Raw genomic sequence first — 11,906 nt, forward strand, 5'->3', positions numbered from 1 at the left:
ATAGCACAAAATATAAGGAGACTAGAAATGAATAAGTTTATAAAGGTTTCATTTTTTATTTTTGGGATTTTTACACTATTCATAGCTATAAATAAATTAGTATATAGAGATATGGTAAGTGTCAAAGATTATGAAATAAATCATTTAGAGGAAATTGGTTTTGATTTTGATAGCAGAAGAAGTAGAGATATTGGTACTATTGTAAGATTTAAAATAAGTAATAATAGTAGATATAGTTATAGGATAAGAAGTGCTAAAATGAAGTTTGAAAACTGTGTAGAAAATAAAAAAGGAACAAATAAATGTTCTTCATATGTAAATATAGATTTATCTAATGAAAAAAATTCTGTAACTGAAAAAACTCTAAAATATGGAATAAAACCAAATAATCAAGGTTATGTTGATTTTATAATTCCAAAAGGGCTAAGTTTTGATTATAGATACTTTAATCAGTCTGGCATGAGTGTCGAATATAAGGGAGAATATATTGTCGATATTCCAATGGCAGAAGGTTTATATCTAGTAGTTGGCAAAAATAATGATGTATGGAATGCTACTATCATGGAATGATTTTTAAAAATTGAAAAATTAACCAATCATATATATAATTAAGAATAATATGAGGTTTATAAACATTCAGATTAGGAGGGATATTTGATGTCAATAAGTAACGTAAGAGAGTATTTCAAAGGGTTTGGAAGAGAAGAAAGTATATTGGAGTTTGAACAATCTAGTGCTACTGTAGAGCTTGCAGCTGAAGCAGCAGGGGTTATTCCAGCAAGGATAGCTAAGACACTTTCATTTAAGATAGGTGATGATGCAATTTTAATTGTAACAGCTGGAGATGCTAAGATTGATAATAAGAAATATAAGGCTGAATTTAGTTGTAAAGCAAAGATGTTAACACCAGAAGAAGTGCTAGAATTTACTGGACATGCTATTGGTGGCGTTTGTCCATTTGGTTTAAAGAATCCTTTAAAAGTGTATTTAGATGATTCAATGAAAAGATTTGATACAGTGTTTCCTGCATGTGGAAGTAGTAATTCTGCAATAGAACTTACTTGTGGTGAAATGGAGAAGTTCTCTAATTGTGAAAAATGGGTAGATGTTTGTAAGAATTGGTAAAAAATATAGTAAACAATAGTGGATGTTTATAAAAAACTATCCCTGTATACAATTTATACAGGGATAGTTTTTTTGATGAAATATTTATAAATCTAAGAGAAAAATCTAATTTAAACTAATAATCCAAAAAAAAGTTAAAAAATTCTGATTTTTCTTCTAAATTAAAAAAAAATGACAAAAAAATGGAAAAAATGTAGTAAATATTGTTAAAAAAATAATTAGAAATTATTGAAAAATTATCCTTTGAGTGATACTATTATAAATGTAAGATATTTAAAAAACAAAATAATCACAGAAAAACATGATTATTTAGCTCTATTAAAATAATTTTGATATGATAAAATTCTTTTATATTAGGTTGAAAATAGTAGCATATGTAGTCTTTACTATTGAAATACCCTAAAAGTAAATATTATAAACAAATTATTTTATCTATGACCATTGTGAGAGAAGTCTTATTTTAGCTTGAAATTTCACAAAATTCCAAAAAGCGAGATTTTTTTTAAGTATAGTTGATTTTAAATTAACAATTTATAATTAAATTAATGTCATAATTGGTTAGTATAATTGCATATAAATATAGAGCTGACTTTAATTAAGGTTATAAATTTCTCGACGTATATTCAAATACTTTATTATAGATGCTGCCGAGATTTTAATTAATAAATGAAAATAAAATATTTATAAAATACTGAGGAGGCTATTATGGATTTAAATTCTAAAAAATATCAGATGCTTAAAGAGTTATATGTAAGCTTCGCTGAAAATGAAGTTAAACCTTTAGCAACAGAACTTGATGAAGAAGAAAGATTTCCATACGAAACAGTGGAAAAAATGGCAAAAGCAGGAATGTTAGGTATACCATATCCAAAAGAGTATGGTGGAGAAGGTGGAGATACTGTAGGGTATATAATGGCAGTTGAAGAATTGTCTAGAGTTTGTGGTACTACAGGAGTTATCTTATCAGCTCATACATCTCTTGGTTCTTGGCCTATATATCAATATGGTAATGAAGAACAAAAACAAAAATTCTTAAAACCATTGGCAAGTGGAGAAAAATTAGGTGCATTTGGTCTTACTGAACCTAATGCTGGAACAGATGCGTCTGGGCAACAAACAACTGCTATTTTAGATGGTGATGAATACATACTTAATGGCTCAAAAATATTTATAACAAATGCAATAGCTGGTGATATATATGTAGTAATGGCTATGACTGATAAATCTAAAGGTAACAGAGGAATATCAGCATTTATAGTTGAAAAAGGAACTCCTGGATTTAGCTTTGGGGTTAAAGAAAAGAAAATGGGTATAAGAGGTTCAGCTACTAGTGAATTAATATTTGAAGACTGTAGAATACCTAAAGAAAATTTACTTGGAAAAGAAGGACAAGGATTTAAGATAGCAATGTCTACTCTTGATGGTGGTAGAATTGGTATAGCAGCACAAGCTTTAGGTTTAGCACAAGGTGCTCTTGATGAAACAGTTAAATATGTAAAAGAAAGAGTACAATTTGGTAGACCATTATCAAAATTCCAAAATACACAATTCCAATTAGCTGATATGGAAGTTAAAATACAAGCGGCTAGACATCTTGTATATCAAGCAGCTATAAACAAAGATGAAGGAAAACCTTATGGAGTAGAAGCAGCAATGGCAAAACTATTTGCAGCTGAAACAGCTATGGAAGTTACTACAAAAGCTGTACAACTTCATGGTGGATATGGATACACTCGTGACTATCCAGTAGAAAGAATGATGAGAGATGCTAAGATAACTGAAATATATGAAGGAACTAGTGAAGTTCAAAGAATGGTTATTTCAGGAAAATTATTAAAATAGATAAATATTAAAATATACACAATAGGTCGATATTAAAATAGATATGGAGGAAGGATTTATGAATATAGTCGTTTGTATAAAACAAGTTCCAGATACAACAGAAGTTAAACTAGATCCTAATACAGGTACTTTAATTAGAGATGGAGTACCAAGTATAATAAACCCTGATGATAAAGCAGGTCTAGAGGAAGCTATAAGATTAAAAGAAGAAATGGGTGCTAATGTAACTGTTATAACAATGGGACCTCCTCAAGCAGATATGGCTTTAAAAGAAGCTTTAGCAATGGGTGCAGATAGAGGAATATTATTAACAGATAGAGCATTTGCAGGTGCTGATACTTGGGCGACTTCATCAGCATTAGCAGGAGCATTAAAAAATATAGATTTTGATATTATAATAGCTGGAAGACAGGCTATAGATGGAGATACTGCACAAGTTGGTCCTCAAATAGCTGAACATTTAAAACTTCCATCAATAACATATGCTGAAGAAATAAAAACTGAAGGTGAATATGTATTAGTAAAAAGACAATTTGAAGATTGTTGTCATGACTTAAAAGTTAAAATGCCATGCCTTATAACAACTCTTAAAGATATGAACACACCAAGATACATGAAGGTTGGAAGAATATACGATGCATTTGAAAATGATGTAGTAGAAACTTGGACTGTAAAAGATATAGAAGTTGACCCTACTAATTTAGGTCTTAAAGGTTCTCCAACTAGTGTATTTAAATCATTTACAAAATCAGTTAAACCAGCTGGTACAATATACAATGAAGATGCAAAAACATCAGCTGGAATTGTAATAGATAAATTAAAAGAGAAGTATATCATATAATTTAAGGGGGGATAAAGAATGGGTAACGTTTTAGTAGTAATAGAACAAAGAGAAAATGTAATTCAAACCGTTTCTTTAGAATTGCTAGGAAAGGCTACAGAAATAGCAAAAGATTATGATACAAAAGTTTCTGCATTACTTTTAGGAAGTAAGGTAGAAGGTTTAATAGATACATTAGCACATTATGGAGCAGATGAAGTAATAGTAGTTGATGATGAAGCTTTAGCAGTATATACAACTGAACCATATACAAAAGCAGCTTATGAAGCAATAAAAGTAGCTGACCCAATAGTTGTATTATTTGGAGCAACTTCAATAGGTAGAGATTTAGCTCCTAGAGTATCTGCTAGAGTACATACAGGACTTACTGCTGACTGTACAGGACTTGCAGTAGCTGAGGATACAAAATTATTATTAATGACAAGACCTGCCTTTGGTGGAAATATAATGGCAACAATAGTTTGTAAAGATTTCAGACCTCAAATGTCTACAGTTAGACCAGGAGTTATGAAGAAAAATGAAATTGATGAAACTAAAGAAGCTGTAATTAATCGTTTCAAAGTAGATTTTACTGATGCTGATAAATTAGTTCAAGTTGTAGAAGTAATAAAAGAAGCTAAAAAACAAGTTAAAATAGAAGATGCTAAGATATTAGTTTCTGCTGGACGTGGAATGGGCGGAAAAGAAAACTTAGACATACTTTATGAATTAGCTGAAATCATAGGTGGAGAAGTTTCTGGTTCTCGTGCAACTATAGATGCAGGATGGTTAGACAAAGCAAGACAAGTTGGTCAAACTGGTAAAACTGTAAGACCAGACCTTTATATAGCTTGTGGTATATCTGGAGCAATACAACATATAGCTGGTATGGAAGATGCTGAGTTTATAGTTGCTATAAACAAAAACCCAGAAGCTCCAATATTTAAATATGCTGATGTTGGTATAGTTGGAGATGTTCATAAAGTACTTCCAGAACTTATTAGCCAATTAAGTGTTGCAAAAGAAAAAGGTGAAGTTTTAGCTAACTAATTTCTTGGGGAGGGTATTATGAGTACAAGTGATGTTAAAGTTTATGAGAATGTAGCTGTTGAAGTAGATGGAAATATATGCACAGTGAAAATGAATAGACCTAAAGCCCTTAATGCAATAAATTCAAAAACTTTAGAAGAACTTTATGAAATATTCATGGATATTAATAATGATGAAACTATTGATGTTGTAATATTGACAGGGGAAGGAAAAGCATTTGTAGCTGGAGCAGATATTGCATATATGAAAGACTTAGATGCTGTAGCTGCTAAAGATTTTAGTAGCCTAGGAGCAAAAGCTTGTGGAGAAATAGAAAATAGCAAAAAAGTAGTAATAGCTGCTGTAAACGGATTTGCTTTAGGTGGAGGATGCGAACTTGCGATGGCATGTGATATAAGAATTGCATCTGCTAAAGCTAAATTTGGTCAACCAGAGGTAACTCTTGGAATAACTCCAGGATATGGAGGAACTCAAAGACTTACAAGACTGGTTGGAATGGCAAAAGCAAAGGAATTAATCTTTACAGGTCAAGTTATAAAAGCTGATGAAGCTGAAAAAATAGGGCTAGTAAATAGAGTTGTTGAGCCAGAAGTTTTAATGGAAGAAGTTGAAAAATTAGCTAAGGTAATAGCTAAAAATGCTCAGCTTGCAGTTAGATACTCTAAAGAAGCAATACAACTTGGTGCTCAAACTGATATAAATACTGGAATAGATATAGAATCTAATTTATTTGGTCTTTGTTTCTCAACTAAGGACCAAAAAGAAGGAATGTCAGCTTTTGTTGAAAAAAGAGAAGCTAACTTTATAAAAGGGTAAAAAATCTAATTAAAAATATATTTGCTGTTAACTAGATTAAATCAGTATTTTAATCTAGTTAACAGAATATAAATACTAAAATAACAGGAGGTTATAACTATGAAATTAGCTGTAATAGGTAGTGGAACTATGGGAAGTGGTATTGTACAAACTTTTGCAAGTTGTGGTCATGATGTATGTTTAAAGAGTAGAACTCAAGGTGCTATAGATAAATGTTTAGGCTTATTAGATAAAAATTTAACTAAGTTAGTTACTAAAGGAAAAATGGATGAAGCTACAAAAGCAGAAATATTAAGTCATGTTAGTTCAACTACTAACTATGAAGACTTAAAAGATATGGATTTAATAATAGAAGCATCTGCAGAAGATATGAACATAAAAAAAGATGTTTTCAAATTATTAGATGGATTATGCAAAGAAGACACTATTTTAGCAACAAATACTTCATCTTTATCTATAACAGAAATAGCTTCTTCTACTACTAGAGCAGATAAAGTTATAGGAATGCATTTCTTCAATCCAGTTCCTATGATGAAATTAGTTGAAGTTATAAGCGGTCAGTTAACATCAAAAGTTACTTTTGATACAGTATTTGAATTATCTAAGAGTATCAATAAAGTTCCAGTAGATGTATCTGAATCTCCTGGATTTGTAGTAAACAGAATACTTATACCTATGATAAATGAAGCTGTTGGTATATATGCAGATGGTGTTGCAAGTAAAGAAGAAATAGATGAAGCTATGAAATTAGGAGCAAATCATCCAATGGGACCATTAGCATTAGGTGATTTAATAGGATTAGATGTTGTTTTAGCTATAATGAACGTTCTATATACTGAATTTGGAGATACTAAGTATAGACCTCATCCACTTTTAGCTAAAATGGTTAGAGCTAATCAATTAGGAAGAAAAACTAAGATAGGATTCTATGATTACAATAAATAAGAATTTAGAAATTTAAATAGTATTGTTTAAGAAACAATTTTGAAAATCTGATAAAAATCTAATTTAATGGGGGTAATGAATATGAGAGAAGTAGTAATTGCCAGTGCAGCTAGAACAGCAGTAGGAAGTTTTGGAGGAGCATTTAAATCAGTTTCAGCAGTAGATTTAGGAATAACAGCTGCTAAAGAAGCTATAAAAAGAGCTAATATAACTCCAGATATGATAGATGAATCACTTTTAGGAGGAGTACTTACAGCTGGTCTTGGACAAAACGTAGCAAGACAAATAGCATTAGGTGCAGGAATACCAGTAGAAAAACCAGCTATGACTATAAATATAGTTTGTGGTTCTGGATTAAGATCTGTTTCAATGGCATCTCAACTTATAGCATTAGGTGACGCTGATATAATGCTAGTTGGTGGAGCTGAAAACATGAGTATGTCTCCTTATTTAGTACCAAGTGCTAGATATGGTGCAAGAATGGGTGATGCTGCTTTTGTTGATTCAATGATAAAAGATGGATTATCAGACATATTCAATAACTACCATATGGGTATTACTGCTGAAAATATAGCAGAACAATGGAATATAACTAGAGAAGAACAAGATGAACTAGCTCTTGCAAGTCAAAATAAAGCTGAAAAAGCTCAAGTCGAAGGAAAATTTGACGAAGAAATAGTTCCAGTTGTTATAAAAGGTAGAAAAGGCGATACTATAGTAGATAAAGATGAATATATAAAAGCTGGTACTACAATAGAAAAACTTGCTAAATTAAGACCAGCATTTAAGAAAGATGGAACAGTTACTGCTGGTAATGCATCAGGAATCAATGATGGTGCTGCTATGTTAGTAGTAATGGCTAAGGAGAAAGCTGAAGAATTAGGAATAGAGCCTCTTGCGACTATAGTTTCTTATGGAACAGCTGGTGTTGACCCTAAGATAATGGGATATGGACCAGTTCCAGCAACTAAAAAAGCTTTAGAAGCTGCTAATATGACTATAGAAGATATAGATTTAGTTGAAGCTAATGAGGCATTTGCTGCTCAATCTATAGCTGTAGTAAAAGATTTAAATATAGATATGGCTAAAGTTAATGTTAATGGTGGAGCAATAGCTATAGGACATCCAATAGGTTGTTCAGGAGCAAGAATACTTACTACACTTCTATATGAAATGAAGAGAAGAGATGCTAAAACTGGTTTAGCTACACTTTGTATAGGTGGTGGAATGGGAACTACTCTAATAGTTAAAAGATAGTTCTAGATTATAATTTTAAAAAATTAAATACTTAACTATAAATGTAACCTGTAAGAGTAACTATTTGTTATTCTTACAGGTTTTTATAGTTAAAAATAATTATTATCTATTAAACAAAAATAGTGTAAAATATATAATATCATGGTTTTGAAGATATAAAAGAAAGTAGGTAAAGGCTTGTTTAAAAAAGAAAATCAAAGATATAATATAATATCGTATACAAATGAAGAAGAAATGACTTTGAAAGAAGTTTTATTAGACAAACTAAATTTCTCGGTTAGGTCATTATCAAAAATGAAAAGAGAAAAGAGTGTTTTAGTAAATGGTGTGTATAAAAAACCAAGTATAAAAGTATATTGTGGTGATTTGATAGAGGTAAAAATAGAAGAAGAAAAAGCAAAATTTGAACCTCAAGATTTAAATTTACAAATAATATATGATGATTTTGATATAATCATGGTAAATAAACCTCCATTTATGGTAGTTCATCCAACCAAGAGCCACTATGATAAAACAATAGCAAATGGTATTAGTTACTATATAGATAATCAGAAAGAAAATGTAAAAATACGATTTGTAAATAGGTTAGATATGAATACATCAGGACTTGTCATAGTAGCGAAAAATGCTTATGCACATCACACTTTGTCTATAGCAATGAGTGAAAATAAGGTTAAAAAAACGTATATAACAGTAGTTGATGGCATTATAGAAGAAGATGAAGGAACTATAAATGAGCCAATTTATAGACAGGCAGAGGATTCAATAAAGAGGATAATAGATGAAAGAGGACAGGTATCTATTACTCATTATAAAGTTATAGAAAGATTAAAAAATGCTACTGTACTAGAAGTAAGTTTAGAGACTGGTAGAACACATCAAATAAGGGTCCATATGGCTCATATAGGGCATGGGATAATAGGTGATGAGTTATATGGTTATGTAGATGAAAACCTCATAGATAGGCAAGCACTTCATGCTTATGAGTTGGAGTTTGAGCAACCAAGAACAAAAGAAAAATTGAAATTTAAAGCAAATATACCAAAGGATATGACAGAGTTAATATCGAAATTAAGATAATGGGGTGATATATATGATAATACATAAATTTATAATACATGTTTTGGATAAAAATAGTGATGTTCCAATATTAAATGACTTTGAAGGAAAAGTTAATCAAGAAGTAGATGGATTTTTTCAAAAAGCTATAAAAAGAATTGCAAAGGATGAAGATTTAAGAAAAGGTGTTTTTAAAGATTATAATGATAATTTAATTAAGAACTGTTGTGAACAAATAATATATGATGAGAGTTCTTTTTTAAAAAATTCTAAAGAGATTGCATCTTACTTGTTTGATGTTATGAAAATCAATGCGGCACTAGAATCTTGTGATTTGGCAATTTGTTTATATACTATTAAAGATGAAAAAAGTGTTGCTATATTAAAATTAGATTATAAAAAGTTATATACTCATTCAATTGAATTTGTAGATGATAAATTTAACATTCAAATGGTTTCAAATGAAATTGGTATTCCAGAGACTCTAAGACAAAAACAAGGAGCTTTAATTAGTTTAAGTGGAATAAATGATGAGTTTCATTTAAGACTCTTAGATAAAGATGCAGAAAAGGAAGGGTCAGAATCAAAGTTTGTGACAGAATTTTTAAATGCTAAAAAAATTGATGATGATAAGTATAAGACAAAAGTATTTAAAAATACAGCTGAAAACTGGATAACAAATGCCCTTAGCAATGATATAAAACAAGCAGAAGATGTAAGAAGTATATTAAATTATACATTAAAGGAAAAACATGAGGTTGATATAAATGACTTTGTTGATAATTCAATTAAAGATAATGAGTTAAAGGATAGCTTCAAGGAACATATGGGGGAAAAAGGTCTTGACGAAAGTTTTAGTATAGATAAAAAATGGGTTGAGAAAAAGCTGAAAAAAAGAAGTATAAAAACAGATAATGGGTTTGATATAAAAGGAAATCTAACTGATTTTGAAGACCCAATGAAATATACTGTAAAACAAAATCAAGATGGAACTATAGATATAGTAATAAAGAATGTAACTTTTTATGAAGAAAAGTAATTTTGATTTGAGTAATTTATATACTTATATATAAAGTGTAGATTTTCTATAATTGTAAATAAATGTAATATAGTCTGTGTAAACTTCGATATAAGTTATTATATAGAAGTTTACACAGACTATTTATATTTGTAGACAAAACAATATTATTTGTTTTCTTCGATATATTTACATATATCACCAATACATTTAAAATTCTCAGCTTCTTCGTCTGGTATTTCTATTCCAAATTCGTCTTCAAGGGCCATTATAATTTCAACAGCATCTAGCGAATCAGCTTCTAAGTCATCCATTAAAGACGCTTCCATAGTTATCTCATCTAAATTGTCTACCCCTAATTGTTCTGCTATTATTTCTTTTATTTTTTCAAACATTTTAAGCCTCCTAAAGCAGTTTTAATTAATTTTAATGTTAGTTTAATATAATATTGATAATTTTTCAATATGGAATCCATAAAAAATAATAAAATTTTATAAAGGTAGTAATAAAGTATTATTTGATGAATAAACTTTATTGATAACAAATATAACTTAGGAGGAAATGCTATGAAATATGTAGGACTATTACTAGCATCAGTAGGAATGTTTTTACTTATAGCAGTAAATTTTTATTATAATTCAATAACTTTAGATATGCAACGTATAGAGGACTATGTAATGGAGACTAATTTAATCCTTGAAGATGTAGCAGAAAAAGAGAGTTATGTATCTAATGAAAAAGAAGATTACATATCAAGATTAATGCATGTGAAGAAAGGAATAGAAAGTTCAAAAACATCATTCTTGATAGAAAGATATAAAGAATACAAAGTAAAATCAATAGAAAGTTTAATTTATACTATATCAGAGGAAAAAAAAGATTATCTAGATGAAGTTGATAGATACAATAAACTTGGCGAAAAAGAAATTAATAAACTAATCAATAAAAACTTTTTAGAAGTAACTTATCTGTCTATTACTACATATATTTAATTAAAGAGACAGAACTTAGTCTCTTAATGATTCAAGGAGGATTAGTTATGACAAAATTAGAAGACAATATGGAACGTTTCTTTGGAGGATGCGAAGGATTTTTTGGTAATAAAATGTTGATAATAATAGTTGTAGTATTCTTATTATTATGTACAGACATTTTAGAAGACTTATTATGCGATGACAATATATGGATATGGGTTATACTAATAGTATTGTTGTTATTTAACTTCGATGATGGTTGTTGTTGCTAAAAAATATTGATTATTAAATAGGCAAAGCCAGTAACTTATACAAGTTATGGTTTTGCCTTTTTTAGTTTAGATTATAAGTTTAATATTTCATTATAAATAAAATACTCTTTAAAGTGATAGTTTACCATACATATAGCCTGTACGAATGTACAAGACTTATTTTTTAGAATAAGAAAAAATTAAAAAAAAAATAAAAATACATTAGCAAAATGGAAACCAAATGCATAGTATATGTTAGGAGCGAAAAGCTCAACAAAATATCAACAGGAGGTAACGTGGAATGTTAGATAGATTCTTTGGAGAAGAAGGATGTTTTGGTGGAGGAGGATGGTGGATAATAGTACTATTCTTCCTATTCTTAGCTTTTGGAGAGAGCTGGGCAGAATTTGACATAATGGCATGGATACCATTCCTAATAGTTTTATTAATACTTTGCTGCTGTGGTGGATGCTTAGAGTAAAGATAGTAGTTACTAAAAAAAGGAGGGCTTTGTTATGTTAGATAGATTTTTTGGAGAAGAAGGATGTTTTGGTGGAGGAGGATGGTGGATAATAGTACTATTCTTCCTATTCTTAGCTTTTGAAGATTGTTGGAGAGACATCGATATAATGTCATGGATACCTTTCTTAATACTATTATTAATAACTTGTTCATGTGGTGGATTCTTTGATGGTGATGGAGGCTGTGGCTGCGGTTGCTAATACTAATATCATTAAAGTGGAAAAATG

At 29.7% G+C, this 11,906-nt stretch carries 15 protein-coding genes; 14 read left to right on the top strand and 1 reads right to left on the bottom strand.

Features of this window, described 5'->3' with window-relative positions:
• Positions 1 to 27: 27 nt before the first annotated feature.
• From ACTG47_RS05265 to ACTG47_RS05310, 10 genes are all read left to right on the top strand, one after another.
• Positions 28 to 570, top strand: a complete 543-nt coding sequence (locus ACTG47_RS05265) for a hypothetical protein (protein WP_479926384.1) — start codon at positions 28 to 30, stop codon at positions 568 to 570.
• Between the two features lie 87 nt (positions 571 to 657).
• Positions 658 to 1,125 carry a YbaK/EbsC family protein gene (locus ACTG47_RS05270; RefSeq protein ID WP_169466355.1) on the top strand — a complete coding sequence of 156 codons (468 nt, stop codon included), beginning with the start codon at positions 658 to 660 and terminating at the stop codon, positions 1,123 to 1,125.
• A gap of 705 nt (positions 1,126 to 1,830) precedes the next feature.
• A complete protein-coding gene (locus tag ACTG47_RS05275; protein ID WP_169466354.1) occupies positions 1,831 to 2,967 on the top strand; it encodes an acyl-CoA dehydrogenase in 1,137 nt (378 codons plus the stop codon).
• A 58-nt stretch (positions 2,968 to 3,025) separates the two neighbouring features.
• Entirely contained in the window at positions 3,026 to 3,808 is a 783-nt protein-coding gene (locus ACTG47_RS05280; protein ID WP_169466353.1) for an electron transfer flavoprotein subunit beta/FixA family protein, read from the top strand.
• An 18-nt stretch (positions 3,809 to 3,826) separates the two neighbouring features.
• Positions 3,827 to 4,837: an electron transfer flavoprotein subunit alpha/FixB family protein gene (locus ACTG47_RS05285; protein WP_169466351.1), complete on the top strand. Its 1,011-nt coding sequence runs from the start codon at positions 3,827 to 3,829 to the stop codon at positions 4,835 to 4,837.
• An 18-nt stretch (positions 4,838 to 4,855) separates the two neighbouring features.
• A complete protein-coding gene (locus tag ACTG47_RS05290; RefSeq protein ID WP_479926385.1) occupies positions 4,856 to 5,653 on the top strand; it encodes an enoyl-CoA hydratase-related protein in 798 nt (265 codons plus the stop codon).
• A gap of 99 nt (positions 5,654 to 5,752) precedes the next feature.
• On the top strand, positions 5,753 to 6,598 hold the full coding sequence (locus ACTG47_RS05295) for a 3-hydroxybutyryl-CoA dehydrogenase (protein WP_479926386.1): 846 nt from the start codon (positions 5,753 to 5,755) through the stop codon (positions 6,596 to 6,598).
• Positions 6,599 to 6,679: 81 nt separating this feature from the next.
• A complete protein-coding gene (locus ACTG47_RS05300) occupies positions 6,680 to 7,855 on the top strand; it encodes an acetyl-CoA C-acetyltransferase (RefSeq protein ID WP_479919990.1) in 1,176 nt (391 codons plus the stop codon).
• 177 nt (positions 7,856 to 8,032) lie between these two features.
• Positions 8,033 to 8,935: an RluA family pseudouridine synthase gene (locus tag ACTG47_RS05305; RefSeq protein ID WP_479926387.1), complete on the top strand. Its 903-nt coding sequence runs from the start codon at positions 8,033 to 8,035 to the stop codon at positions 8,933 to 8,935.
• Between the two features lie 13 nt (positions 8,936 to 8,948).
• Positions 8,949 to 9,953, top strand: coding sequence for a nucleoid-associated protein (locus ACTG47_RS05310; protein WP_479926388.1), 1,005 nt, complete (start codon positions 8,949 to 8,951; stop codon positions 9,951 to 9,953).
• A gap of 146 nt (positions 9,954 to 10,099) precedes the next feature.
• On the opposite strand, the gene acpP is transcribed toward ACTG47_RS05310, so the two are convergent.
• Positions 10,100 to 10,327, bottom strand: coding sequence for an acyl carrier protein (gene acpP, locus ACTG47_RS05315; RefSeq protein WP_003418905.1), 228 nt, complete (start codon positions 10,325 to 10,327; stop codon positions 10,100 to 10,102).
• 171 nt (positions 10,328 to 10,498) lie between these two features.
• On the opposite strand from acpP, the gene ACTG47_RS05320 reads away from it, so the two are divergent.
• From ACTG47_RS05320 to ACTG47_RS05335, 4 genes are all read left to right on the top strand, one after another.
• Positions 10,499 to 10,924, top strand: coding sequence for a hypothetical protein (locus tag ACTG47_RS05320; protein WP_054269610.1), 426 nt, complete (start codon positions 10,499 to 10,501; stop codon positions 10,922 to 10,924).
• Between the two features lie 47 nt (positions 10,925 to 10,971).
• Positions 10,972 to 11,178 (top strand): hypothetical protein, encoded by a 207-nt coding sequence (locus ACTG47_RS05325; RefSeq protein ID WP_169466339.1) that lies wholly within the window; start codon positions 10,972 to 10,974, stop codon positions 11,176 to 11,178.
• A gap of 280 nt (positions 11,179 to 11,458) precedes the next feature.
• On the top strand, positions 11,459 to 11,638 hold the full coding sequence (locus tag ACTG47_RS05330) for a hypothetical protein (RefSeq protein WP_054269612.1): 180 nt from the start codon (positions 11,459 to 11,461) through the stop codon (positions 11,636 to 11,638).
• Between the two features lie 34 nt (positions 11,639 to 11,672).
• The gene (locus ACTG47_RS05335; protein WP_054269613.1) at positions 11,673 to 11,879 is read left to right on the top strand and encodes a hypothetical protein; all 207 of its coding nucleotides are present in this window, start codon (positions 11,673 to 11,675) and stop codon (positions 11,877 to 11,879) included.
• Positions 11,880 to 11,906: the final 27 nt, after the last annotated feature.

This window comes from Clostridioides sp. LIBA-6622 (assembly GCF_056716095.1).